At 71.5% G+C, this 23,160-nt stretch carries 26 protein-coding genes and 1 tRNA gene; 8 read left to right on the top strand and 19 right to left on the bottom strand.

Annotated elements, in window-relative coordinates; all coding sequences use genetic code 11:
* Positions 1-490: 490 nt before the first annotated feature.
* The 10 genes from Mco01_RS26065 to Mco01_RS26110 all read right to left on the bottom strand — a co-directional run bounded on the left by Mco01_RS26065 (position 491) and on the right by Mco01_RS26110 (position 6,551).
* The gene (locus tag Mco01_RS26065; RefSeq protein ID WP_239103927.1) at positions 491-1,033 is read right to left on the bottom strand and encodes a hypothetical protein; all 543 of its coding nucleotides are present in this window, start codon (positions 1,031-1,033) and stop codon (positions 491-493) included.
* Positions 1,030-1,518, bottom strand: coding sequence for an Rv1363c family protein (locus Mco01_RS26070; protein ID WP_204059511.1), 489 nt, complete (start codon positions 1,516-1,518; stop codon positions 1,030-1,032). The genes Mco01_RS26065 and Mco01_RS26070 overlap by 4 nt, the downstream gene beginning before the upstream one ends.
* A gap of 189 nt (positions 1,519-1,707) precedes the next feature.
* Positions 1,708-2,103: a 50S ribosomal protein L7/L12 gene (gene rplL, locus Mco01_RS26075; protein ID WP_036328549.1), complete on the bottom strand. Its 396-nt coding sequence runs from the start codon at positions 2,101-2,103 to the stop codon at positions 1,708-1,710.
* Positions 2,104-2,178: 75 nt separating this feature from the next.
* The gene (gene rplJ, locus Mco01_RS26080; RefSeq protein ID WP_036328551.1) at positions 2,179-2,703 is read right to left on the bottom strand and encodes a 50S ribosomal protein L10; all 525 of its coding nucleotides are present in this window, start codon (positions 2,701-2,703) and stop codon (positions 2,179-2,181) included.
* 218 nt (positions 2,704-2,921) lie between these two features.
* Entirely contained in the window at positions 2,922-3,752 is an 831-nt protein-coding gene (locus Mco01_RS26085) for an SCO4651 family lipoprotein (protein ID WP_204059512.1), read from the bottom strand.
* A gap of 190 nt (positions 3,753-3,942) precedes the next feature.
* A complete protein-coding gene (gene rplA / locus Mco01_RS26090) occupies positions 3,943-4,656 on the bottom strand; it encodes a 50S ribosomal protein L1 (protein WP_198167359.1) in 714 nt (237 codons plus the stop codon).
* A 113-nt stretch (positions 4,657-4,769) separates the two neighbouring features.
* On the bottom strand, positions 4,770-5,201 hold the full coding sequence (rplK, locus tag Mco01_RS26095) for a 50S ribosomal protein L11 (protein WP_204059513.1): 432 nt from the start codon (positions 5,199-5,201) through the stop codon (positions 4,770-4,772).
* 114 nt (positions 5,202-5,315) lie between these two features.
* Positions 5,316-6,089, bottom strand: a complete 774-nt coding sequence (nusG, locus tag Mco01_RS26100; RefSeq protein WP_036328559.1) for a transcription termination/antitermination protein NusG — start codon at positions 6,087-6,089, stop codon at positions 5,316-5,318.
* Positions 6,090-6,144: 55 nt separating this feature from the next.
* On the bottom strand, positions 6,145-6,402 hold the full coding sequence (gene secE, locus Mco01_RS26105) for a preprotein translocase subunit SecE (protein WP_036328561.1): 258 nt from the start codon (positions 6,400-6,402) through the stop codon (positions 6,145-6,147).
* A 76-nt stretch (positions 6,403-6,478) separates the two neighbouring features.
* Positions 6,479-6,551 (bottom strand) — tRNA-Trp (locus Mco01_RS26110).
* Positions 6,552-6,784: 233 nt separating this feature from the next.
* Here Mco01_RS26110 and Mco01_RS26115 point away from each other — a divergent pair.
* Positions 6,785-7,990 carry a pyridoxal phosphate-dependent aminotransferase gene (locus tag Mco01_RS26115; RefSeq protein ID WP_204059514.1) on the top strand — a complete coding sequence of 402 codons (1,206 nt, stop codon included), beginning with the start codon at positions 6,785-6,787 and terminating at the stop codon, positions 7,988-7,990.
* A gap of 57 nt (positions 7,991-8,047) precedes the next feature.
* On the opposite strand, the gene Mco01_RS26120 is transcribed toward Mco01_RS26115, so the two are convergent.
* From Mco01_RS26120 to Mco01_RS26130, 3 genes are all read right to left on the bottom strand, one after another.
* The gene (locus Mco01_RS26120; protein ID WP_204059515.1) at positions 8,048-9,289 is read right to left on the bottom strand and encodes an ATP-binding protein; all 1,242 of its coding nucleotides are present in this window, start codon (positions 9,287-9,289) and stop codon (positions 8,048-8,050) included.
* 77 nt (positions 9,290-9,366) lie between these two features.
* The gene (locus Mco01_RS26125) at positions 9,367-10,347 is read right to left on the bottom strand and encodes a PASTA domain-containing protein (protein WP_204059516.1); all 981 of its coding nucleotides are present in this window, start codon (positions 10,345-10,347) and stop codon (positions 9,367-9,369) included.
* A complete protein-coding gene (locus tag Mco01_RS26130) occupies positions 10,344-10,844 on the bottom strand; it encodes a SigE family RNA polymerase sigma factor (RefSeq protein ID WP_204059517.1) in 501 nt (166 codons plus the stop codon). The genes Mco01_RS26125 and Mco01_RS26130 overlap by 4 nt, the downstream gene beginning before the upstream one ends.
* 74 nt (positions 10,845-10,918) lie before the next feature.
* Between Mco01_RS26130 and Mco01_RS26135 the strand changes: the two genes are divergently transcribed.
* Entirely contained in the window at positions 10,919-11,938 is a 1,020-nt protein-coding gene (locus Mco01_RS26135; protein WP_036329442.1) for an adenosine deaminase, read from the top strand.
* Between the two features lie 19 nt (positions 11,939-11,957).
* Here Mco01_RS26135 and Mco01_RS26140 read toward each other — a convergent pair whose 3' ends face one another.
* Both Mco01_RS26140 and Mco01_RS26145 read right to left on the bottom strand, forming a co-directional pair.
* Positions 11,958-12,779, bottom strand: a complete 822-nt coding sequence (locus Mco01_RS26140; RefSeq protein WP_204059518.1) for a hypothetical protein — start codon at positions 12,777-12,779, stop codon at positions 11,958-11,960.
* Positions 12,763-13,305 carry an RNA polymerase sigma factor gene (locus Mco01_RS26145; protein ID WP_204059519.1) on the bottom strand — a complete coding sequence of 181 codons (543 nt, stop codon included), beginning with the start codon at positions 13,303-13,305 and terminating at the stop codon, positions 12,763-12,765. The genes Mco01_RS26140 and Mco01_RS26145 overlap by 17 nt, the downstream gene beginning before the upstream one ends.
* A 135-nt stretch (positions 13,306-13,440) precedes the next feature.
* Between Mco01_RS26145 and Mco01_RS26150 the strand changes: the two genes are divergently transcribed.
* The 5 genes from Mco01_RS26150 (at position 13,441) to Mco01_RS26170 (ending at position 18,955) form a co-directional block, all read left to right on the top strand.
* Positions 13,441-14,172: a class I SAM-dependent methyltransferase gene (locus Mco01_RS26150; protein WP_204059520.1), complete on the top strand. Its 732-nt coding sequence runs from the start codon at positions 13,441-13,443 to the stop codon at positions 14,170-14,172.
* A gap of 89 nt (positions 14,173-14,261) precedes the next feature.
* A complete protein-coding gene (locus Mco01_RS26155; RefSeq protein ID WP_204059521.1) occupies positions 14,262-14,738 on the top strand; it encodes a hypothetical protein in 477 nt (158 codons plus the stop codon).
* A 213-nt stretch (positions 14,739-14,951) separates the two neighbouring features.
* Complete coding sequence (locus tag Mco01_RS26160) at positions 14,952-15,650, top strand: response regulator transcription factor (protein WP_036328575.1); 699 nt, start codon at positions 14,952-14,954, stop codon at positions 15,648-15,650.
* A complete protein-coding gene (locus Mco01_RS26165; protein ID WP_204059522.1) occupies positions 15,650-17,035 on the top strand; it encodes a sensor histidine kinase in 1,386 nt (461 codons plus the stop codon). The genes Mco01_RS26160 and Mco01_RS26165 overlap by 1 nt, the downstream gene beginning before the upstream one ends.
* A gap of 45 nt (positions 17,036-17,080) precedes the next feature.
* A complete protein-coding gene (locus Mco01_RS26170) occupies positions 17,081-18,955 on the top strand; it encodes an acyl-CoA dehydrogenase family protein (protein ID WP_204059523.1) in 1,875 nt (624 codons plus the stop codon).
* A 73-nt stretch (positions 18,956-19,028) separates the two neighbouring features.
* Here the strand turns inward: Mco01_RS26170 and Mco01_RS26175 are convergent, their stop codons facing one another.
* On the bottom strand, positions 19,029-19,202 hold the full coding sequence (locus Mco01_RS26175) for a hypothetical protein (RefSeq protein ID WP_204059524.1): 174 nt from the start codon (positions 19,200-19,202) through the stop codon (positions 19,029-19,031).
* Between the two features lie 377 nt (positions 19,203-19,579).
* On the opposite strand from Mco01_RS26175, the gene Mco01_RS26180 reads away from it, so the two are divergent.
* Positions 19,580-19,735 carry a hypothetical protein gene (locus Mco01_RS26180; protein WP_157099699.1) on the top strand — a complete coding sequence of 52 codons (156 nt, stop codon included), beginning with the start codon at positions 19,580-19,582 and terminating at the stop codon, positions 19,733-19,735.
* 52 nt (positions 19,736-19,787) lie between these two features.
* On the opposite strand, the gene Mco01_RS26185 is transcribed toward Mco01_RS26180, so the two are convergent.
* The 3 genes from Mco01_RS26185 to Mco01_RS26195 form a co-directional block, all read right to left on the bottom strand.
* A complete protein-coding gene (locus Mco01_RS26185; protein ID WP_036328581.1) occupies positions 19,788-20,933 on the bottom strand; it encodes an acetyl-CoA C-acetyltransferase in 1,146 nt (381 codons plus the stop codon).
* An 84-nt stretch (positions 20,934-21,017) separates the two neighbouring features.
* Positions 21,018-22,157, bottom strand: coding sequence for a hypothetical protein (locus tag Mco01_RS26190; protein WP_204059525.1), 1,140 nt, complete (start codon positions 22,155-22,157; stop codon positions 21,018-21,020).
* A 91-nt stretch (positions 22,158-22,248) separates the two neighbouring features.
* Positions 22,249-23,157, bottom strand: coding sequence for a class F sortase (locus tag Mco01_RS26195; protein WP_239103928.1), 909 nt, complete (start codon positions 23,155-23,157; stop codon positions 22,249-22,251).
* Between the last annotated feature and the right edge of the window lie 3 nt (positions 23,158-23,160).

The raw sequence follows: 23,160 nt of genomic DNA on the forward strand, positions 1-23,160 counted from the left end.
CGATACGTGAAAACGACACGGTACGGGGACCGGCGGGTACGGCGGAGGCGTTGCGCGAGGCTGCCAACAGATGTCCTTCCGAGGGCTCGCGGACTGACTACACGCACGCCAGACGACCAGGACTAAGCATTACTCAGAGAAGCGGTCGTCAAAGGGCAGCGCAAAGGGGCAGTGTAGCCGATAGGCATACACCTGTCCACTCCGCTCTCGCTCTGCGCTCCACGTTGGTGGCAGCATCACCCGTCCGCGCCGAAACGTCAAGCCCGAGAGCCGACATTTCGCCTAACTGACAGGCACCACGCTGGGTTTTTCCCGCCCGTGTGACTGCCTACCGCCGACGGATCCAGTCCCTACCCGGGAGCCGGTCCAGGTAACGCTCTGTCACACGGAGGGTCCAACGCTGACCGTCGGTCGACGCCGCCGTGCCCTTGTCATCCCACCGGGCGGCCCATCCCAAACGCAGTCTTTGCTAACAATTTAGTCACGCCCCTCAGCGGGCGGGCGTGTCCCCCAGGAGGGTCGACAGGGCGGACACCCTCCAGCCGTCGCCCTGCGTGACCAGCACGAGTCTCGCCCTGCTCTGGACCACCTGCTGGGTCGGCCGGGACGCCCCTGGATCGGTCCTGCTGGTGACCAGGTTGACGAACACGAGCACCCGGACCTCGCCCGGCGACTGCGACTCGACGCCCGCCGCGGCCACCACGGCCTGTTGCACCTTGTGACGCAGCCGGGCGTCCGGGCCGATCGCGGCCGGCAGGCGGCGGTACTGCTCGGCGAGCGCGCCCGTCGCGTGTGCGCCCGCCCGCGCGAGGTCCCTGTCGATCGTCCGGTAGTCGTACGACAGCATCTCGGGCGCGTACGCCCGCGCTGCCGCCAGGGCGCTTCCTCCGGCCTTCTCGGCGTCCTGGAGGCTCCGAAGGTCGCGGTAGGCCGACAGGGCCGCGAGACCCAGGCCGACGGCCGCCAGGGCCATTAGGGCCACCAGGAGACGTCTGAGCCGCCCCGGGGGCCGCCGCCCCTCCTCCGGGGTCACTGGACGAGCTCCGACCCGGCCACGAGCCACGAGCCGGACGTCTTGACCAGGTCCATCCGCCACCGGAAGAACCGCTCCTCGGGGGCGGCCTTCCTGCCGTCCTCCCAGTGGATCACGGCGTCGGCCACCACCAGCACCTCCGCCGTACGGCGGTCGGCGCCGAACGAGGCGAGCGCGGTGGCCCGCAGGACGCCGGTCTGCACGACCTTGTTCTTGGTCGTGGCGTCCCTGAGGTCGGTCTGGCCGGCCGCGAACCGCTCCCGCTCGGGCCCGGTGGACGTCGCCAGGACCCGCTTGATGTCGTCGTCGATCGTCCGGTGGTCGACCGACAGGAGGGCCACGGCGTGGGACGCCGCCGCCCGGACGGCCGCCTCGCGGTCGTCGGCGAGCGCCTGGGCGGCGCTCCTGTCCTGCCCCAGCCGCACGACCAGGGCCGCCAGCGCGGCGACGAGGAGGACCAGGCCGAGGGTCAGCGCGCGCCGCATGGTCGCCCACCCCCTGATCACGTCGCCGGACGCCGGATCCTAACCCGCAACATAGATCAGCGGCCGCGGGTGTGCCCATAGGGTCTGGAGCCCGTACGGACCCCGGGCATGCGAAAGGGGCGGGTCATCCGGCACCTGGATGGACCCGCCCCTTCCGGTGAAGCGTGGTCGGCTCGACCCGGAACGGTCTTACTTGACCGTGACGGTGGCGCCGGCGCCCTCCAGGGCGGCCTTCGCCTTCTCGGCCTGCTCCTTGTTGACCTTGCCGTCGAAGACGGGCTTGGGAGCGCCGTCCACGAGGTCCTTGGCCTCCTTGAGGCCCAGGCTCGTCAGGGCGCGGATCTCCTTGATGACCTGGATCTTCTTGTCGCCGGCGGCCTCGAGGATGACGTCGAACTCGTCCTGCTCCTCGGCCTCCTCGGCGGCGGCGGCACCGCCGGCGCCGGCCGGGGCGGCGGCCACGGCCACGGGGGCGGCGGCCTTGACGTCGAAGGTCTCCTCGAAGACCTTCACGAAGTCGGACAGCTCAAGGAGGGTCATCTCCTTGAAGGTCTCGAGCAGCTCGTCGGTGCTGAGCTTCGCCATGTTGGTGTTCCTCCAGTGGATCTAGCAAAAATGAAAAGGGACCGCGGTGCGCGCTCCCCCGCCCGCTGCGCGGACCTACTCGCCGGCCTCTTCGCGCTTGGCGCGCAGAGCTTCGGCCAGTCGAGCCATCTGCGTGGGCAGCGCGGCGAAGGTGGCGGCAGCCTGGGACTGCTTGGCCTTCAGCGCACCGGCCAGCTTCGCGAGGAGCACCTCACGGGACTCGAGGTCAGCAAGCTGGGTGATCTCCGAGGGGGTCATCGACTTGCCGTCGACGACGCCGCCCTTGATCACCAGGAGGGGGTTGGCCTTGGCGAAGTCACGCAGACCCTTGGCCGCCTCCACGACGTCGCCCTTGACGAACGCGATGGCGGTCGGGCCCTGGAGCAGGTCGTCCAGGGCGGTGATCCCGGCGTTGTTCGCCGCGATCTTGGTCAGCGTGTTCTTCGCCACGGCGAACTTCGCATTCCCACCGAGCGAGACGCGCAGCTGCTTGAGCTGGGCGACGGTGAGACCGCGGTATTCGGTCAGAACGGCGGCGCTGGAGCCTTCGAACTCGTTCGCGAGCTCGGCGATCGCACCGGCCTTGTCTGCCTTCGCCATGGGCCTCCTTCCAGATGTGCCGCCGGCGAAGGCCCGGGAAAACGAACAAGCCCCGGCGCAGGCGCACGGGGCTTGGATGGACGTGACACGTCCCAAGCGTCTCCATACCTGCGCGGGTCGTCCACTTCCGTGGATCCTTCGGTCACCGGGGTTTGCCCGGCGACGACCGGCGGTCTTCGGCAGGAGACAGAATACGTGTCAATCCCTAGGACGCCAAATCAGTTGCCCGGCCGGAAGTTCTGCGGCAGCTCACCGACCTGGTCGGCCGGGGGCGCGTCGATCGTGACCGGCTCGTTGAACGACTTGAACAGGGCGGTCGCCTTGAACGTGCCCTGATCGGCCTTGCCGCCGTTCAGCTCGATCTTGCGCGGCAGGCCCTGGCCGTCGATCCAGGCGTCGAACTTGACGTCCTTGGCGTCGGCGAGCTGGCCCCGCATCCGCGCCTGGGCGTCCGCAGGCAACTGCTTCACGGCCTGATCCACCGGGAACGTGCCCGAGTAGTGCGTGGTGTCCACGCCGCCCACGCTCTCGGTGCCGACCGACTTGACGTCCTTGGACGCGGTGAGCAGCGCCACGCTGGTCTTCAGGTCGATCTGCTGGGCCTGGGCGAGGTACTGGTCGACGTTCACGCCGGCGTTCGAGCCGAGCTGCTTGAGGTCGAGCCTGATCCACGGCTTGGTGGCGCCCACGAGGGTCTTGAGCATGTCGAGCTTCACGTACGCGACGTCGCCCTGGAGGATCACCCGGACGCCGCCCGGCAGGTTCTGCCCGCCGAACGCCACCTGGTTGAGCGTGATGTCGGACGCGATCTGCGGGGTCTTCTTGTAGAGCATCGTGCCCTGGACGCCGCCCGTGCCCCCCTGCTTGTCGCTGACGTTCACGACGAGGTCGGCGGAGTACGAGGTGACATCGTCGGCCTTCTGCGCGGTCTGCTGCAGGACTTCGGCCGCCGAGAGCTTGGCGTTCTCCAGAGACGGAGTCGCGGTCGTCCCGCATCCCGCGACCGTGATCGCGGCCACCGCTCCGGCGGCCACCAGTAGTCGGCGCATGTTTCCATCCCTTTCGTCTCCCCGATTTACCTGCCCTTGACCCTATGCGCCTAACTCGCGCCGCGCGGCGATCGCCCGCAAACCCTCATGGATCATCCACAAACCCTGCACAACTGCCGCAGGACGCGCGGAAACGCGGAAGGCCTCCGTCCCGAGGGACGGAGGCCTTCGCTGCTGTGCCGGAGAGGGCTCAGGCGTCGATCTCGGCGGTCATCGCCCGCGTCACGTTCGGGTCGACCGGGATGCCCGGGCCCATGGACGTGGTGAAGGTGACCTTCTTGAGGTAACGGCCCTTGGCGGCCGACGGCTTGAGACGCAGCACCTCGTCGAGCGCGGCGGCGTAGTTCTCCAGGAGCTGGCGCTCCTCGAAGGACGACTTGCCGATGATGAAGTGCAGGTTCGCGTGCCGGTCGACCCGGAACTCGATCTTGCCGCCCTTGATGTCCGTGACCGCCTTGGTCACGTCCGGGGTGACGGTGCCGGTCTTCGGGTTCGGCATGAGACCGCGCGGGCCGAGCACCCGGCCCAGGCGGCCGACCTTGCCCATCAGGTCCGGCGTGGCGACGACCGCGTCGAAGTCGAGACGGCCCTTGGCCACCTCGTCGATCAGCTCGTCCGAGCCCACGATGTCGGCGCCCGCGGCGCGGGCCTCCTCGGCACGGTCACCGGTCGCGAAGACCAGGACCCGGGCGGTCTTGCCGGTGCCGTGCGGGAGGTTGACGGTGCCGCGGACCATCTGGTCCGCCTTGCGCGGGTCGACGCCCAGGCGCAGGGCGACCTCGACGGTGGCGTCGAACTTGGTGGTCGCGGTCTGCTTGGCCAGCCGGACGCCGTCCAGCGGGCTGTAGAGGCTCGCGCGGTCGACCTGGGCCGCCGCGTTCTTCCAGTTCTTGCTGCGCTTCACGATGGGTCTCCTTCATGGAGTTCGTGGTTCCGGGCCCGCGCAGGCCCTCCCACTCTGCTTGTCTGCCACGCCGCTGCCGGCTGCCGACGTCGCCGCGTCCGCGGCGCCGAAGGCTAGTCGGCGATGGTGATGCCCATGGAGCGGGCGGTGCCGGCGATGATCTTCTCGGCGGCGGCGATGTCGTTGGCGTTGAGGTCCTGCATCTTCGTCTCGGCGATCTGCCGCAGCTGGTCGCGGGTGAGCTTGCCCACCTTGTCCTTGTGCGGGTTCGCGCTGCCCTTCTGCAGACCGGCGGCCTTCTTGATCAGCTCGGGCGCCGGCGGCGTCTTCGTGACGAAGGTGAAGCTGCGGTCCTCGAAGATGGTGATCTCGACGGGGATGATGTTGCCCCGCTGGGACTCCGTCGCCGCGTTGTACTGCTTGACGAAGTCCATGATGTTGACGCCGTGCGGACCGAGGGCGGTACCGACCGGCGGCGCGGGCGTGGCCTGACCAGCGGGAAGCTGGACCTTGACCAGCGCCGCGATCTTCTTCTTTGGAGGCATCTGTTTTTCTCCGGGTCCTTTTTTCCTACAGAACCCTCACACGCGTGTGGGGAGCCGCCGCAGGACGACTCCCGGAAACGCGGTGAGGACGGCTATCGAGTCTATGCGAAGGCGTCAGATCTTCGAGACCTGGTTGAACGACAGCTCCACCGGGGTCTCCCGGCCGAAGATCGACACGAGCACCTTGAGCTTCTGCGACTCGGCGCTGATCTCGCTGACGGTGGCGGGAAGCGTGGCGAAGGGGCCGTCCATGACCGTGACGGACTCGCCGACCTCGAAGTCGACGGTCGCGGCGGCGGTCTTGGCGGTCGCCTTCTTGGCCTCCTCGGTCGGCTCCGGGGCGAGGAGCTTGGCGACCTCGTCGAGGTTGAGCGGGCTGGGCTTGTTCGACAGGCCCACGAAGCCCGTCACGCCCGGAGTGTTGCGGACGGCGGCCCAGGACTCGTCGGACAGGTCCATCCGCACCAGCACGTAACCGGGCAGGACGCGCTCCTTGATCGGAGTCTTCTTGCCGCCCTTGAACTCGGTGATCGTGTGCGTCGGCACCTCGACCTGGAAGATGAAGTCCTCCATGTTGAGGGAGCCGATGCGGCTCTCGATGTTCTGCTTCACGCGGTTCTCGTAACCGGCGTAGGAGTGGATGACGTACCACTCGCCGAACTGGCCGCGGAGCTGACGCTTGAACTCTTCGATCGGGTCGACGTCCGGGACGATGTCGCCGTCCTCGTCGACCTCCGCCTCGGCCGAGGCGGCGTCGTCGCCGGCATCGTCCGAGCCGGCGGACTCGACGTCGCCGGTCTCGGTGTCGCCGACCTCTGCTACGGCCTCGTCCGGCTCGGTCTCCCACTCGTCACGGGAGCCGTCAGCCGGCATCGGGGACTCGGACACGGGACTCTTCCTTCTTCGATCGATGACTTTGACGCGCTGCGACGTCTCGGACGGATCAGGATCCGCCGAAGGCCCAGAGCACGCCCTTCGTCAGAAGGAAGTCTAGTCCGGCCACGACCCCGACCATGATCACAACGAAGACCAGGACGACCGTGGTGTACGTGACCAGGTCGGTTCGCCGGGGCCAGATGACCTTGCGCAGCTCGGCGACGACCTGCCGGTAGAACAGTGCGGGCGAGGTGCGCCTGACCTTCTTCTCACCGGTTGGCTTGCCTGGCTTTCCAGCGGTCTCGCCGCGGGTGTCGATCGCCACAATCCTCACCTGATCCGTCGTGTCCGTCGCATCGCGCGGCGCGCTTTCACGCCATTGTTGCGCGGACCGCACTCCGCAGGGCACGAGGGACTCGAACCCCCAACCGCCGGTTTTGGAGACCGGTGCGCTACCAATTGCGCTAGTGCCCTAAGCCGTGCACCACGATACCCGAGAAACGTCCTTAAGCATCCGTACATCGCTCGCGTGGCCCACTAGTCGGTGAAGTGTACGTGGGAATCACCGCTTCGTCGAACCACGCGGCCGGCACGGTGAAGGGACGCCGGCCCGGTACCGCCGTGTGCTGCTCAAAAGTACCGTGCGGACCTGTCCGGATCCTGGATATGCCGAGGAAACCGCACGGCGCGTCTGGAACGATGGGGGCATGACCCGACCTCGCATCTCCGCGCGTATCTCCGCGATCTCCGAGTCCGCGACGCTCGCCGTGGACGCCAAGGCCAAGGCGATGAAGGCCGCCGGTCGCCCGGTCATCGGCTTCGGCGCCGGCGAGCCCGACTTCCCCACGCCCGACTACATCGTCGAGGCGGCTGTCGAGGCGTGCAGGAACCCCAAGTTCCACAAGTACACGCCGGCGGGCGGCCTGCCCGAGCTCAAGCAGGCCATCGCGGACAAGACGCGCCGCGACAGCGGGTTCGAGGTCGAGGCGTCGCAGGTGCTCGTCACCAACGGCGGCAAGCAGGCGGTCTACGAGGCGTTCGCCACGCTGCTCGACCCGGGTGACGAGGTGCTGGTCGTGGCGCCGTACTGGACGACGTACCCGGAGGCGATCAAGCTCGCGGGCGGCGTGCAGGTCGACGTGGTCACCGACGAGACGACCGGCTACCTGGCCACGGTCGACCAGCTCGAGGAGAAGCTGACCGACCGCACCAAGGTGCTGCTGTTCGTCTCCCCGTCCAACCCGACCGGGGCCGTGTACACGCCCGAGCAGGTCGAGGAGATCGGCCGCTGGGCCCTCGACAAGGGCCTGTGGGTCGTCACCGACGAGATCTACGAGCACCTCGTGTACGGCGGCGCCCGGTTCTCCAGCATCGCGACCGCCGTGCCCGAGCTCCGTGAGCGCGTGGTCGTGCTGAACGGCGTCGCGAAGACGTACGCCATGACCGGCTGGCGGGTGGGCTGGCTGATCGGCCCGTCCGACGTGGTCAAGGCCGCCACGAACCTGCAGTCGCACGCGACCTCGAACGTCGCGAACGTCTCCCAGGCCGCGGCCCTCGCCGCCGTCGCCGGCGACCTGTCGGCCGTGGCGCGCATGCGCGAGGCGTTCGACCGGCGGCGGCAGACGATGGTCCGGATGCTCAACGACATCCCGGGCGTCCTCTGCCCCGAGCCGCTGGGCGCCTTTTACGCCTACCCCTCGGTCAAGGCCCTCCTCGGCAAGGAGCTGCGCGGCCGGCGCCCGCAGACGTCCGCCGAGCTGGCCGAGCTCATCCTGGAGGAGGCCGAGGTCGCGCTGGTGCCCGGCGAGGCCTTCGGCACCCCGGGCTACTTCCGCCTCTCGTACGCCCTGGGCGACGACGACCTGGCCGAGGGCGTCAGCCGGGTGGCCAAGCTCCTCGGCGAGGCCCACTGAGCGTTCTTCCGACGGCCCGGGCGACGCACTCCGCCCGGGCCGTCGCCGTGTCCGGCCTCAGCTCCAGATCGCGCAGATGGGCGCGGCCACGATCCGCTCACCCAGGTCGTAGACGGCCGGCCCGGTGTGCAGGACCACCCCGGCGACGAACCGGTCGCCCAGCTCGTCCCTGAGCCATTTGAGGTGCTTCGCGTCGTCCGCTCGTGGCGCGGCCTTCGCCTTCACCTCGATGCCCACCACCCGGCCCATGCCCAGCTCCAGGACGATGTCCACCTCGTGCCGTCCCTGGTCCTGGCGCAGGTGGTACATCCGGGGGCGGGACGCGGACACGGGCGTCTCCGCTCTGAGCTGCTGGGCCACGAACGTGTCGACCAGCCGTCCGAGCAGGTCCGGGTCACGCAGGACCGCCTCGGGGCCGGTCCGCAGCAGGGCCGGGACCAGCGCGGGCTCGACGACGTACCGCTTCGCTCCGCGAACCAGTCGCTTGAGCCGGTTGCTGAACCAGGCCGGGATCTTGTCGACCAGCAGGAGATCCCGCAGCAGCCGTTCGTACGCCTCCGCCGTGCGGGCGTTCACGGCTGCCGACTCATAGAGCGTCCTGTCCGTCACCACGCCGGCCGTGTTGAGCGCCAGCGCCTCAAGGTAGGCCCTGAGCCGGGCCGGGTCGCGGCGTCCGTCCAGTGTCTCGATGTCCCGGGTGAGGGTCTGCTCGACGTAGCTCTCCAGCCATCGGGTCCGGACGGGGTCCGGCATCCGGTGTGCCTCCGGGTATCCGCTCCTGAACGCCATCGTCACGTAGTCGACGAGATCCGGAGGCCGGGCCGGCGTCGCGAGCTCCTCCGTACGGCCCTCCGCGAGGAGATCGACGAACGACGGCCTGCCGGTGGTCCGCTCGATCTCCTTGACGGCGAGACCGGTCATGTCCAGCCGCACGACGCGTCCGGTCCCCGGCCACGTACGCCCACCGAAGTCGGACCAGACCGAGCCGGTGAGGATGAAACGCCCGGGGCGGTGGCCGGCGTCCACCGCCCGCTTGACCGCCCCGAGCACCTCCGGGACGACCTGCCACTCGTCGAGCAGCGCCGGCTCCCGCAGCCGCCGCAGGGCGGCGTCTGGATCGGCCAGGAAGGGGGCGTTCTCCTGCTCGCGGTCGAGCCGGACGACGGTCTCCACGTGACGTGCGGCCGTCGTGGTCTTGCCCGTGGCACGCGGCCCCACCAGCATGATCGCTGGAAGGGTCCGGAACATCTCCTCGATCAGCGGGTCCACGAGACGAGGGATGTACGCGTCGGGGGCCATGACCTACACACTACCAAGATGACCCAGGGCCGAGTGCGAAGATGACCCAGGGGTGAGTGCGAGGATTCCGCAGTTGGTCAGCCGGCGGGGGTGACGTGGGCGGCGATCTCGCGGAGCTCGGCGTCGGCGGCGTCCTCTCCCAGCTTCGCGCGGTAGTCGGGGCTGATCATCACTTCGACCCCCAGGCCGGGCCGGAGGGTCCAGAGGACGGCGCGGGTGGTGTTCCCCTCGGCCTCCGACACGAGGTAGGCCGTCGTGCCGCCCAGATCCACGGGCGTGCCGGTGCCGCGGGCGGCCTTGACGCGGCTGGCCAGGTCGCCGGCGGCCGCGCCGCGGTAGACGACCATCTCGACGCTGTACAGCCCGGTCTTCTCCAGGCCGCGCTCCACCCAGCTCGTGGCGTAGCTGTGCGTGCCGAAGCCGTCCTTGCCGGACCACTCGCCCCACACGAGGCCCTTCGGGAGGTATCCGACGTGGACGCCGCCGAAGGCCCGCCCGTCGCCCAGGTCGCCGAGGTCCTGCGGCATCTCGTCACGGCTCCCGGACGGGTCCGGGGTCGGCGTCGCCGAGGGGCGGTCGGTGGTCGCGATGACGGCCGCGACCTGCGAGCCGGGCGCGGCCGGCGCGCCGGCGGCCGGGTCCTGGGAGACGATCGTGCCCGGCGTCACGCCGGGCGTGACGGTCTTGCGGAAGGCCACGGCGAGCCCTGCGTCCTCCAGCATCGCCCTGGCCCGCTCGACGGCGACGCCGACGATGTTCGGGACCACGATCTGGGGCACGGCCACGTCGTCACCCGAGACGGCGGCCGACGGTCCCGCCGAGGGCGCGGCCGCCCCCACCGGAGCCGGAGACCCCCGGTGTCCCGTCGCGTCCTGCAGGGTCAGGTAGGCCGGTGCTGCTCCCGCCACCGCGACCGTCACCGCCGCCGCCCCCGCCGTGCGGAAGCGGACCTGGTGGCGGCGCCTGCGCCGCCGTACCGCCTGCCCGATCGACGGCGACGCGTGCACGCCGGCGACCTGCGCGCCCATCGCGTCCCTCAGCGCCTCTTCCACGTTCATGCCGACGCCCCTTCCATGTGTCCCATTCGTGCGCGGACGCGGGCCAGGCCCCGCGCCGCCTGACTCTTCACGGTCCCGACCGAGCAGCCGAGCATGGCCGCCGTCTCGGCCTCGGACATGTCCTCCCAGTAGCGCAGGACGAGCACCGCCCGCATGCGGGCGGGCAGCCTCCTGAGCTCGTCGAGAAGGGCCTGCCGCAGGCCGACGTCCGGGGACTCGACCGGCGTGTCCGGCGGGTGGGCGAAGGTGATCTCCTGGAGGACCTTCCTCCTGCGGGCCCGGCTGATCGCGCCGTTGACGACGACGCGCCGGGCGTACGCCTCCGGGTTGTCGTGCCGGATGCGCGGCCAGTGGCGGTAGACCTTCTCCAGCGCGCTCTGGACCATGTCCTCGGCGTCGGGCGTGGACGCCCCGCAGACCAGGATCGCCGTGCGGAGCAGGGCGGTGCTGCGCGCGGCCAGGAACTCGTCGAAGGCCGCCTCGTCTTCCTCGGTCATGGACTCCCCTTTCGCCCGTCCCCAACGTGCGAGGCGGGCGGGAGGTTGAGAGCGGGATGCGGGAGGATGTGGAGATGCCGCGTCCACTCGACAAACTCCCCAAGGCCCATCTGCACCTGCACTTCACCGGCTCGATGCGGCACGGCACGCTGATCGAGCTCGCCCGCGAGCAGGGGGTGCACCTGCCGGACGCGCTGGAGCAGGACTGGCCGCCCAAGCTGCGCGCAACCGACGAGCGCGGGTGGTTCAGGTTCCAGCGGCTGTACGACATCGCCAGGTCCGTGCTCCGGCGGCCCGAGGACGTCGGCCGCCTGCTGCTGGAGGCCGCGCAGGACGAGGCGCGCGAGGGCTCCCGGTGGCTGGAGATCCAGGTCGACCCCTCGGGGTACGCGCAGCGGTTCGGCGGCCTGACGGAGACGCTCGAGCTGGTGCTGGACGCGGCCGGGCGGGCCTCCGGCGCCACGGGCGTCGGCATCGCCGTGATCGTGGCCGCCAACCGCACCCGGCATCCCCTCGACGCCAGGACGCTCGCCCGCCTGGCCGCGCAGTACAGCGACAGGGGCGTCGTGGGGTTCGGCCTGTCCAACGACGAGCGGCGCGCCCGGGCCCGCGACTTCGACCACGCCTTCCGTATCGCCAAGCGTGCCGGCCTGCTGGCCGTGCCGCACGGCGGCGAGCTGCTGGGCGCGGGAAGCGTCGCCGAGTGCGTCGACGACCTCGACGCCGACCGCGTGGGCCACGGCGTGCGCGCCGCCGAGTCGCCGCGGCTGATGGAGCGCCTCGCCGACCGGCAGATCACGTGCGAGGTGTGCCCGCTGTCCAACGTCGGCCTCGGCGTCGCCGAGCGGCCCGAGGACGTGCCGCTGCGCCGGCTGTTCGAGGCGGGCGTGCCGATCGCGCTCGGCGCCGACGACCCGCTGCTGTTCGGCGCCCGGCTGCTGCCGCAGTACGAGCTCGCCCGCGAGGTGTACGGCTTCGACGACGCCGAGCTGGCCGAGCTGGCCCGCCAGTCGATCCGGTCCTCGGCGGCGCCCGAGTCGGTGAAGAAAGAGGTGCTGTCGGAGATCGACGCCTGGCTCGCCGCCCCCGCCTGACTCGGCCCCGGCCGTACGGTCAGCGGACCGACGCGGCGATGCGGAGGGCGCGGGCGCGGTCCGGGCCCTCCAGGCGCAGGCCGACCGCGTGGCGCTGCCAGATGAGCGTGGGCCCGGCCACCCGTTCCTCACGCGGGACCCCATTCGACGGCACGTACGAGACGCCGTGGGGTCGCTGGATCCACCAGCCCCGGATCTGCGGCTGTTCCTCCGGCCACGGCTCGCCCAGCTCCTTGCGGAACACCACGCCCAGCGTGCCGTCGTACTCGTCGAGCCGGATCCCGGGCCAGAGCAGGGTCACGACGCGTCCGCCGTCGGCCACGCGGACGTCGGCGGGCTCGGGCAGCGCCGTCGGCACGGCCACCGGGAAGCGGACCGAGGCCCGCGCCTCGTCGAGCGTCACCCGCCGCTCCCCCGGCAGCGGCCGGGGGACGCCGGTGGGCAGCGGCCCGGGCTCGCCCACGTGGATCTCGACCCCGGCGAACCGCAGCACCGACGCGACCGCGGCCCGGCCCTGCGGGGTGGCCCCGAGCAGCACGGCGAGGACGACGGCGACCCCGGCGGCGACCCGGCGCGGCGACGGCCGGAGGCGTCGCAGGATGCCCCAACGGTTCCGGTCCGCGCGCCCGGGGTCCGCGCCGGGCCCGCTCCCCGGGACCGCCTCGCGCCCACGCCCGTCCGGCGACGCCTCGCGTTCCAGGCGGGCGCGGACGGCCCGGGCGACGCCGGAGGGAGGCGGGGCGGGAACGGCGAGGCTCTCGCCGAGCGCGAGGAGGTCGGCCTCCAGGTCCGCCAGGCGCTCGTCCGGGCGGTCGTCCGGGCGATCAGGCGAGGAGCTCACGGCCCACCTCCTCTCGCAGGCGCTTCAGGCCGCGGAAGGCCCGGGACTTCACCGTGCCGAGCCGCACCCTGAGGACCTCGGCCGTCTCGGCCTCGGACAGCTGAAGGAAGTACCGGCAGACCAGGACCTCTCGTTCCCGCTCGGGCAGCCGCCGCACCGCGTCCAGCAGACGGCCGCGGCCGTCCGCGGCGACGGCGGCGTCCTGCGGGTCCTCCGGTCCGCCGGGCTCGCCCCGCGCCTCCAGACGCAGGCCGAGGTCCGTGCGACGGCCGCGCGAGCGGGTGACGTTGTGGGTCTCGTTGGCCACGATCCGCAGGAGCCAGGGCTTGAAGGCCGCCTCCCGCCGGAAGCTCGCGAGGTGGCGGAACGCCTTAACGAACGCCTCCTGCACCACGTCGTCGGCCTCATCCCCCGCGCCCAGCAGGCTCGCCGTACGGTGGGCGGCCGCGCTGTACCGGGTGACCAGCACCTCGTAGGCGTCCAGGTCACCGGCCAGGGAACGTGCAACGGCCTCGTCGTCGTCCATAGGGGGGATGAATCCGGTCGGGATGGGAGGTGAAGCCTACGATCGAGCGGGCATGCCGTCCAGAAGAACGCACACCGCCCGAACGGGCGGGCACTAGACTCTCCAAGACCGTCAGCCCGCGTAAACGAGGATCCTATGTCTGGATATGACCGTGTAGTTCAGCCGGCGGCCGGAGACGAGGCTCTCGAGAACCACCTCGGCGGCGACGAGGCCAAAAACTACCGGCAGTACGAGTTCGACATGGTCGCGCCGCACGTAGGGCGCTCCCTGCTGGAGATCGGATCGGGGCTCGGACACTTCGCCGAGCAGTTCCTCCCCCGCCTCGACCGCCTGGTGGTCAGCGACTTCGACCCGTACTGCGTCGAGCAGCTGGAGAAGCGCTTCGCGGACCGCTCCGACGTGTCGGTGCTCCAGTTCGGGCTGCCGACCGAGATCCCGCTGGCCGAGCCGGTGGACACCGTCGTCATGATGAACGTCCTGGAGCACATCGAGGAGGACGCCGAGGCGCTGCGGTCGCTGGCGAAGGTGACGGCCCCGGGCGGCCGGATCGTGATCTGGGTGCCGGGCTACATGCAGCTCTACGGGGACTTCGACCGCAAGGTCGGCCACGTCACCCGCTACACCCCCGCCACACTGCGCAAGACGGTGACCGAGGCCGGGCTGGGGATCGACGTGCTGAAGCCCATCAACTTCCTCGGCGGCATCGCCTGGTGGGCCGCAGTGCGGCGGGGCGGCGTCGGCTACCCCGACCCCAGGCTCGTGAAGATCTACGACCGCACCGTGGTGCCCACCACGCGGCTCATCGAGCGCTTCATCCGGCCGCCGTTCGGGCAGACGGTCTTCTGCGTGGCCCGCGTCCCGGGCTGACGACTCTCAGGGTTTTCCCATGAATCTCCTCCTCTAGGCCAAGCGGGGACCGCTTGTCTGAAACGGTCACCCGGCAAGAGGAGTGCTGAATGAGGAAGCTGGCCATGGGCGCCGCGGCTGCGGCCGCCGCCGGCCTCCTCAGCGGTGGCGCCGCACTCGTCGGCGGCCAGACCGGTGCGGCAGCGGCACCGGCCGCGTCGTACACCCGGCCCGGTCAGGCCGCCGGCGCCACGTCCGCCCTCCGCGCGCACCGGCGCACGGCCGGAATCCACGGCCAGGCCACGTTCCGCGCGAAGGGCGGCGCCTTCGTGGTGCGAACCTGGCAGCGCGGCGCCGTGACCGCGAGGACGGCCGCCACCGTCACCGTCAGGAGCGCGGACGGCCTGTCCTGGACCTGGTCCACCGGCGCCTCTACCCGCGTACGCCGGGACGGCGGCCGCTCGGCCCTGTCCGCCGTCGCCGTCGGCGACACCGCGACGGTCGTGGGCACCCCGGCCTCCTCTCCTTCCGGATACCCGGCCGCCACGGCCGTCGTCGTCCGGACTCCGACCGCTCAGGGGAACTGAGGGGATCGCGGGTGCGGGGCCTCCAGGTGCGACGGAGGCCCCGCACCTGCACAATGGGTGCTCCATGAGTGCAGCGAAGAAGGCGAATCACCAGGCACGGCGCGATTCGCGAACGCGGCCCCCAGTCGGCGGGCGAGGGGGTGGCATGAGCGAGCGAAGCGAGCGAATCACCGGGCTCGAACGCGACCCGGAGCCGGCGGGCGAGGGGGCGGCATGAGCGAGACGAGGATCCTCGTCGTGGAAGACGATCCGAACATCCGGGACGTCATCGACGTGGCCCTGCGCTTCCACGGTTTCCGCGTCACGGCGGTGGGGACCGGCAAGGGGGCGCTGGACGAGGTGAGCACGTCCCGGCCCGACCTGGTTGTCCTCGACGTCATGCTGCCCGACGTCGACGGGTTCGAGGTGTGCCGCCGGATCAGGGCCGACGGCGTCGGCGCTCCGGTGATCTTCCTGACGGCCCGCGACACGGTCGCCGACACGGTCAAGGGTCTGACCCTCGGCGGCGACGACTACGTCACCAAGCCGTTCTCGGTGGAGGCCCTCGTGGCCCGCATCCGCGCGGTGCTGCGGCGCACGACCGTGCCCGCCGAGGCCGAGCGCGCCAGCGGGAACCTGCTGCGCGTGGCCGACCTCGAGCTCGACGAGGGCCGGTGGGAGGTGCGCCGGGGCGGTGTCCCGGTGGAGCTGTCGCCGACCGAGTTCCGCCTGCTGGCCTTCCTCATGCAGCACGCCGGGCTCGTGCTGACCAAGCGCCAGTTGCTGGAGGAGGTCTGGGGCTATGGCGGGTCGTCGCAGGTCCTCGAGACGTACATCTCCTATCTGCGGCGCAAGCTCGACCCGCTCGGGCCCGCGCTGATCCACACGCAGCGCGGGATCGGCTATTCGCTGCGCCCGCCGCAGAGCCCGTGATGTCCCTGCGGACGCGCCTGCTCGCCGGCCTGCTGGGGGTGAGCGCCGTCCTGCTGGTGGTGCTCTCGTTCGTCAGCGTGGTCGTCCTGCGCGGGCACCTGCTGACCCGGCTGGAGGGGCAGGTCCTCGCCGCGACGGCCACGGCGGCCCGGCGGTTCGTGGACGAGGAGCCGGTCTCGCAGGCCCTGACGGGCTCCACCTACGCCGTCGCGTCGTACAACATCACGCTTGAACGGGCCCGGCTGGTCAGCGGGGACGCGTCGGAGGCGTCGGAGGTCCCGCGGCTGGTCGAGGCCCTCGGCAAGCAGCGCCTGCTGGCCTACTCGACGCAGAGCAACACGTTCAGCCTCGACCCGACGGGACGATACGAGCTGATCGCTGCGGCGGCCCTGGCCCGCAGCGGCTACCGCCTGGTGATCGTGGCCGTGCCGATGGACGCGGTCGACGACCCGGTCCGGCATCTGGTGCTCAGCGAGCTGGTCACGGGCGGGTTCCTCATCCTGTTCCTCGCGGTGGGCGGGCGGCTGCTGATCGCGAGCGGCCTCGGGCCCCTCGAGAAGATGGCGGTGACCGCGCACCGGGTGGCCGAGGGCGGCGACCTGTCGGAGCGGATGCCCGAGGGCTCGACGGAGATCGGCAGGCTGGGCGGGGCGATCAACCTGATGCTCGACCGCATCGGCGAGGCGTTCCGCGACCGGGGGGCGTCGGAGGAGCGGGTCCGCCGGTTCGCCGCCGACGCCTCGCACGAGCTGCGCACGCCGCTGTCCACCATCAGCGGGTACGCCGAGCTGTACCGGGCCGGGGCGATCCCCCCGGAGGACCTGCCGAAGATCATGGCCAGGATCGAGGGCGAGGCGGGGCGGATGGGCCGCCTGGTCGGCGAGATGCTGGAGCTCGCCCGCCTCGACCGCGGGGCCGTGCTGGAACGCTCGGAGACCGATCTGTCGGAGATCGCGCGGGAGGTGGCCGCGGATTCCACGGCCCTCGACTCCGGGCACCCGATCGCGGTCGACGCCCCGCACCCGGTGGTCGCGGTCGTCGACGATGCCCGGATCAGGCAGGTGCTGGTCAACCTGCTGGGCAACGTCCGCGCCCACACGCCCGAGGGCACCCCGGCGACGGTGCGGGTGTTCAGGACGGACGACGCGGTGGCGCTGGAGGTGGCCGACAAGGGGCCGGGGATGCCGCCCGAGCAGGCGTCCCGGGCGTTCGACCGGTTCCAGCGGGGCGAGGAGCGGCTGTCGGACGGCGCCGGTCTCGGCCTGTCGATCGTCAAGGCCATCGCCGAGGCGCACGGCGGACGCTGCCACATCATCTCCTCCCCGGGGGGCGGCACGGTCGTAAGCATCGAACTTCCCGCGATGCAGGAGGCTACTGGCGGGTAGGTATCGGGCATGGCTTCGTGAGCAGGCACCCTGAGGAGGTCGCCGATGACCGATTACGCCAGGGCCCGAGAGGTCGCCGAGCAGGCCCGCGAGACGGAGTGGACGCGCCCGAGCTTCGGCAGGCAGCTATTCCTGGGCGACTTCCGGCTCGATCTGGTCCATCCCGCCCCCCGTCTCACCGAGGAGGCCGTCAAGAAGGGCGACGACTTCCTCCGGGCCCTCCGCCGGTTCCTGCAGGACAAGGTCGACCCCGCCCTCATCGAGCGCACCGCGCGCATCCCGGACGAGGTGGTCAAGGGTCTGGGGGCCATCGGCGCCTTCGGCATGACGATCGAGGAGGAGTACGGCGGCCTCGGGCTGAGCCACCTCTACTACAGCAAGGCGCTCCAGATGGTGGCGTCGTACTCCCCCGCGCTGAGCGCGCTGCTGTCGGCCCACCAGTCGATCGGCGTCCCCCAGCCGCTGCGGCTGTTCGGCACGCCGGAGCAGAAGCAGCGGTTCCTGCCCCGGTGCGCCGCCGGGGAGATCTCGGCGTTCCTGCTGACCGAGCCGGACGTGGGCTCCGACCCGGCGCGGCTCGGCACGACCGCCGTACGGGACGGCGACGCGTACGTCATCGACGGCGTGAAGCTCTGGACCACGAACGGCGTGGTGGCCGACCTGCTCGTCGTCATGGCCAGGACCGGCGCCAAGATCTCGGCGTTCGTCGTCGAGGCCGACTCACCCGGCATCACGGTCGAGCGGCGCAACGCGTTCATGGGCCTGCGCGGCATCGAGAACGGGGTGACCCGCTTCCACCAGGTCCGCGTCCCCGCCGACAACCTCATCGGCCGCGAGGGCCAGGGCCTGAAGATCGCCCTGACCACGCTGAACACCGGCCGCCTGTCGCTGCCCGCCACCTGCGCGGGCGCGGCGAAGTGGGCCGCCGGGATCGCCCGCGAGTGGGGCACGGCCCGCGTCCAGTGGGGCCGCCCGATCGGCGAGCACGAGGCGGTGGCCGGCAAGATCGCGTTCATCGCCGCGACGGCGTACGCGGTGGAGGCCGTGGTCGACCTGTGCAGCCGTCTCGCGGACGACGAGCGCAACGACATCCGGATCGAGGCGGCCCTGGCCAAGCTGTACGGGTCGGAGATGGCGTGGCAGGCGGCCGACGAGCTGGTCCAGATCCGGGGCGGGCGCGGCTACGAGACCGCGGAGTCGCTGCATGCGCGGGGCGAGCGCGGCGTTCCGGCCGAGCAGATGCTCCGCGACCTGCGGATCAACCGCATCTTCGAGGGATCCACGGAGATCATGCACCTGCTGATCGCCCGGGAGGCCGTGGACGCCCACCTGTCGGTCGCGGGCGAGCTCATCGATCCCAAGGCCGGGATCAGGGCGAAGGGCCGCGCCGCCACGCGGGCCGGCGGCTTCTACGCCCGGTGGCTGCCGAGCCTGCTGGCCGGGCCGGGACAGCTGCCGAGCTCGTACGCCGAGTTCGGCCCGCTCGCCCAGCACCTGCGGTACGTCGAGCGGACCAGCCGCAAACTCGCCAGGTCCACGTTCTACGGGATGTCGCGCTGGCAGGGGCGGCTGGAGCACAAGCAGGGCTTCCTCGCCCGGATCGTCGACATCGGCGCGGAGCTGTTCGCGATCACGGCGGTGTGCGTGCGGGCCCAGGAGGACGGGGCCGAGCTCGGCCGCCCGCCGTACGAGCTGGCGGACGCGTTCTGCCGCCAGGCGCGCGTGCGGGCCGAGGCGCTGTTCGACCGCCTGTGGGACAACACCGACAGCGCGGACGTGCGGCTGACCCGACGGGTGCTGGAGGGGCGGTACGCCTTCCTGGAGGACGGCGTGCTCGACCCCTCACTCGACGGTCCCTGGATCGCGGCGCAGCGGCCCGGCCCGTCGGAGGCGGAGGACGTCCACCGGCACGTCCGCTGATCGTCACGGGCCCGCAGACACGCGTGGACCGCCCCCTCGTCGAGGGGGCGGTCCACGGTGTCTCCTTGGGAGATCAGACGTCGTAGCACCACATCCAGCCGTAACCGGAGATGTAGCAGCGGTACCAGCCGTCGCCCGGCTGCATCGCCTGCGCCGGGCTCGACATCACGCCGAAGGTCGCGACCGCGACGGCGGACGTGGCGAGGAGCGCGGCGGAGCGGGTGAGGGTGCGGCGGACGGACTTCATGTCGGGTGTCTCCTGTGGTTCGTCGTCCCGTTGACAGGACGAGTAGATCCGAGGCGACTTGCAGCCAACTGCGCGATCACTTGGACGCCGCCTGAGCCTGGATCGCGTCCCCGGCCGAGCGCGGCCGACGGGCGTCACGGTAGGGGCGGCACGGGGGCGTTGGGGCGGCGCGAGGGCGGCGGGAAAACCTGTTGGGCCGCGGCCGGGCGGGCTGTTACGGTCGCGGCATGTGGATTCTGTACGGCGACCGCTGATCCGCCGGGCGTCCCCGCACGCCCGACCGGTCGCGCCTCAGCTCTCTGGCCCTGTCCTTCCCGACGCGGCGGCTGAGTGACGGCACCTCGGTGCCGCGTCCCGTACGTACAAGGAGATTCCGCATGCCTGCTCACCCCTACGCCAAGCGCGGCAAGGACCAGCCGCGCACTCCGCAGCCGCAGCCCAAGCACGGATTCCCGCCGGCGCGTCAGACGCCGGCGCCGCCCATGCCGGCCCGCCCGATCCGGGCGCCGCGCCGCATCCCCCGCACCAAGTGACGGGAGAAGGGCACCCCGGGCCGGCCCGGGGTGCCCTTCTCCGTCTGCGACGTCAGAGACGTTCGATGATCGTGACGTTGGCCTGGCCGCCGCCCTCGCACATCGTCTGCAGGCCGTACCGGCCGCCGGTGCGCTCCAGCTCGTGCAGCAGTTTGGTCATCAGGATCGCGCCGGTGCCGCCGAGCGGGTGGCCGAGGGCGATGGCGCCGCCGTTCGGGTTGGTGCGCTCCGGGTCCGCGCCGATCTCCTTGAGCCAGGCCAGCGGGACCGGGGCGAACGCCTCGTTGATCTCGACGACGTCGATCTGGTCGATGCTCAGGCCGGCCCTCTTCAGCGCCTTCTGGGTCGCCGGGATGGGCGCGGTCAGCATGTAGACCGGGTCGTCCCCGACCAGCGACAGCGTGACGATCCGGGCGCGCGGGGTCAGGTTGTGCTCCCGCACCGCCTGCTCGGAGGCGATGAGCACGGCGCCCGAGCCGTCCGAGATCTGCGACGAGGTGGCGGCGGTGATCCGGCCGCCCTCCCGGAGGGTCTTCAGCTCGGCCATCTTCTCGAGCGTGGTGTCGGGACGGGGGCCCTCGTCGTCCTCCACGCCGTTGATCGGCGCGATCTGCTCCTTGAAGTGACCGTTCGCGATGGCCTTGGCCGCCCGCTGGTGGCTCTCGTAGGCGTACCGGTCCAGCTCCTCGCGGCTGAAGCCCCACTTCTCGCACATCAGCTCGGCGCCGCGGAACTGGGAGATCTCCTGCTTGCCGTACCGCTCCACCCACTTGTCGCCGAACGGGAACGGCATTCCCTTCTCCAGGGCCGCCGTGATGCTCGACCCCATGGGCACGATCGACATCGACTCGACGCCGGCCGCGACGACCAGGTCCTGCGTGCCGGACAGCACCCCCTGGGCCGCGAAGTGCACGGCCTGCTGCGAGGAGCCGCACTGGCGGTCGATCGTGACGCCCGGGACCGTCTCCGGCAGGCCCGCGCTCAGCCACGCGTTCCGGGCGATGTCCATCGACTGCGGGCCGAACTGCATGACACAGCCCATGATCACGTCGTCCACCGCGGCCGGGTCGACGCCGGTGCGCTCGACGAGCGCGGCTAGGGTGTGAGCGGCAAGGTCGGTCGGATGGACCGTGGACAGCCCGCCCTTCTTCTTGCCGACCGGGGTCCGGACCGCCCCGACGATGTACGCCTCTGCCACAGTGCCTCCATAGGAAACCGAGCAATGTTCGGTCAATGAGAGGTTACATCAGAACTTTCGTCTGTGGACGGTCCGGGTGGGGCCTCAGGCGTACCGCCCGGGCAGCACGTCCTCAGGCTCCCCGAGCTGGAACGCCCCGGAGTCCGCGGCGATCCCCTGGAGGCGGTCGGCGAGGGTCAGCGCCAGCGTCGCGCGGGCGAGCATGGCCTCCTCGGCATCGGCCGACCCGGTCTCCGGGCCGTACGCGAGGTCGTCCTCGTCCCCGGACGCCTCCTCCATCTCCTCGGACTCCACGCTCTCCGGCTCGCCGCCCGCGCCGTCGACCACCGCGCCGTCGACCACCGCGCCATCCGCCGCGCCGCTCTGAGCGTCCTGCGCCGTCGCGGTTGCCTCGTCGTCCGCCGTCCCGTCCCGCTGCCCGTGCTCCCCCGCATCCTCCGGATCTTCTACGGCTCTCGCATCCACGTCGGCCACCTCGACGGTCTCGGCGGGCTCCTCCGGAGCGGCCGGCTCGTCCAGGTCGTCGGCGGCCCCCCGGCCGGGGTCGGCCTCGGCAGGCGGCCGGGGCGGCAGCGGGGAGACCCGCAGGACGGCGACCTCCGTCAGGTACGGCCAGCGGACCCCGACGGCCGGAGGGACCCGGTGGCCCTCCTCCACGGTGACGACGGTGTCCGCCCCGGCGTACACGTCGGTCACCCGCCCCTGGCGGACCGCGACGTGCACGATGCCGTCGGCCAGCTCGCCGTCCGGCCACCGGGCGGTGTCGAGCGCGTCGACCGGGCGCAGCAGCCCGGCGAGGACGGGCAGCGTCTCCTCCGGCGTCGGCGCGGCGGGCAGGTAGACCACGGGGTAGCGCCGTTCGTCCTCGACCGGGTCGGTCGGCTCGCCCTGGCAGAGCGACCAGCCGCCCAGCCGGTAGGCGATGCCCTCGGCCAGGGTCTTGTCGAAGAAGTCGACGGGCAGGGGGCCCTCGGCGGCGATCCGGCAGGCCCACAGCCGCTCCTCGCCCTCTACGCCGAGCTTGGCCAGCATGTCGGCGCCGAGCTCGACGGCGGGGAGGATGCGCGAGCCGCCCGCGAGGATTCCGTCGCCGTCGGGCCTGGCGGCGGGGTCGGCGAGCTGGGCGATGGCCAGCAGCGTCTTGGGGTCCGGGCGGACGGGAAGCAGGACCGTCGGTCCCGTCCTCAGCCGGCCGGGCAGCAGAAGATTCGAGAACCAGCCCACGGGCCCTCCTCATGATCGGTCGAAGAGACGATAGCCCCACGGACCGCGATCCACATGCCCTTCGGGAAGGGGCCCCCGTTCGGTCGTGTCCCTAGGATTTGGCCTTGGCGAGATGCGTGCTCGTCATCGTCGCGTACACGATGACGTTGTCCACATAATGGCCGGTCGTACGGTTGTAGGCACCCCCGCAGGTGATGAGCCGCAACTCCGCGTTGGCCGCCTGCCCGTAGACGCGGTTGGTCGGGAAGGTCTGCTTGTTCGCCTGCTCGACGCCGCCCACCATGAACACGGCGACCGTGCCGTCCATGCGGGTCACCTCGATCTCGTCGCCGTACCGCAGCTCGTGCAGGCGGCTGAAGACGGCGCTGCGGGTGGTGGTGTCCTTGTGACCGAGCATGACGGCGGGCCCGGCCTCGCCCGGGGTGGGTCCGCCGCGGTACCAGCCGACGAGGTTGGCGTTGTTGATCGGCGGCGTCTCGATCGCCCCGGCCTTATCGGTGCCGACCGAGACGATCGGCGCGTTGATCCCGAGCTTGCGGATGATGAGCCGCTTCGGCGAGGACGGCTGCATGGCCGGCGCCGCGGGAGCCGGCGGCGCCGGCGGGGGCGCCATGGGCACGGCCTGGGTGAGCGCCTGCCCCGGGCCGCCCGGCCCGACGCTGGGCGCGAGGCCGCCCTGCCCCTTGGCCAGGTTGAGGCCCGTCCGCTCGGGCGGGGCGTACTCGTCGGGTGAGCTGACCATGAAGACGGCACCGAGGACGACGGTCACCAGACCGACCACGGCCGCCAGGATGAGCACGCCGCGGATCGCCTGCGTGCCGCCGCCCCTCGGCTCCTCGGGCTCCTGCGGCGGCGGCTGGACCTGGGGCAGCATGACCGGCTGGTAGACCGGTGGGCCCCACACCGGCTGGGGATGCCCGTGCAGGCGGGGGTCGTAGGGCACGCCGTACGGCGGCTGCCCGGGCTGACCCGGCGGGTACTGTCCAGGCGGCGTCGTCACGAC

It is taken from the genome of Microbispora corallina, from assembly GCF_016863035.1.
Lineage (GTDB): Bacteria > Actinomycetota > Actinomycetes > Streptosporangiales > Streptosporangiaceae > Microbispora > Microbispora corallina.

Coding starts and splice junctions, on each gene's coding strand:
- Mco01_RS26070 (WP_204059511.1), bottom strand. CDS start 1,518: ATGCGGCGCGCGCTGACCCTCGGCCTGGTCCTCCTCGTCGCCGCGCTG.
- rplL (WP_036328549.1), bottom strand. CDS start 2,103: ATGGCGAAGCTCAGCACCGACGAGCTGCTCGAGACCTTCAAGGAGATG.
- rplJ (WP_036328551.1), bottom strand. CDS start 2,703: ATGGCGAAGGCAGACAAGGCCGGTGCGATCGCCGAGCTCGCGAACGAG.
- Mco01_RS26085 (WP_204059512.1), bottom strand. CDS start 3,752: ATGCGCCGACTACTGGTGGCCGCCGGAGCGGTGGCCGCGATCACGGTC.
- rplK (WP_204059513.1), bottom strand. CDS start 5,201: ATGCCTCCAAAGAAGAAGATCGCGGCGCTGGTCAAGGTCCAGCTTCCC.
- Mco01_RS26115 (WP_204059514.1), top strand. CDS start 6,785: ATGACCCGACCTCGCATCTCCGCGCGTATCTCCGCGATCTCCGAGTCC.
- Mco01_RS26120 (WP_204059515.1), bottom strand. CDS start 9,289: ATGGCCCCCGACGCGTACATCCCTCGTCTCGTGGACCCGCTGATCGAG.
- Mco01_RS26125 (WP_204059516.1), bottom strand. CDS start 10,347: ATGAACGTGGAAGAGGCGCTGAGGGACGCGATGGGCGCGCAGGTCGCC.
- Mco01_RS26130 (WP_204059517.1), bottom strand. CDS start 10,844: ATGACCGAGGAAGACGAGGCGGCCTTCGACGAGTTCCTGGCCGCGCGC.
- Mco01_RS26135 (WP_036329442.1), top strand. CDS start 10,919: ATGCCGCGTCCACTCGACAAACTCCCCAAGGCCCATCTGCACCTGCAC.
- Mco01_RS26145 (WP_204059519.1), bottom strand. CDS start 13,305: ATGGACGACGACGAGGCCGTTGCACGTTCCCTGGCCGGTGACCTGGAC.
- Mco01_RS26150 (WP_204059520.1), top strand. CDS start 13,441: ATGTCTGGATATGACCGTGTAGTTCAGCCGGCGGCCGGAGACGAGGCT.
- Mco01_RS26155 (WP_204059521.1), top strand. CDS start 14,262: ATGAGGAAGCTGGCCATGGGCGCCGCGGCTGCGGCCGCCGCCGGCCTC.
- Mco01_RS26160 (WP_036328575.1), top strand. CDS start 14,952: ATGAGCGAGACGAGGATCCTCGTCGTGGAAGACGATCCGAACATCCGG.
- Mco01_RS26165 (WP_204059522.1), top strand. CDS start 15,650: ATGTCCCTGCGGACGCGCCTGCTCGCCGGCCTGCTGGGGGTGAGCGCC.
- Mco01_RS26170 (WP_204059523.1), top strand. CDS start 17,081: ATGACCGATTACGCCAGGGCCCGAGAGGTCGCCGAGCAGGCCCGCGAG.
- Mco01_RS26175 (WP_204059524.1), bottom strand. CDS start 19,202: ATGAAGTCCGTCCGCCGCACCCTCACCCGCTCCGCCGCGCTCCTCGCC.
- Mco01_RS26180 (WP_157099699.1), top strand. CDS start 19,580: ATGCCTGCTCACCCCTACGCCAAGCGCGGCAAGGACCAGCCGCGCACT.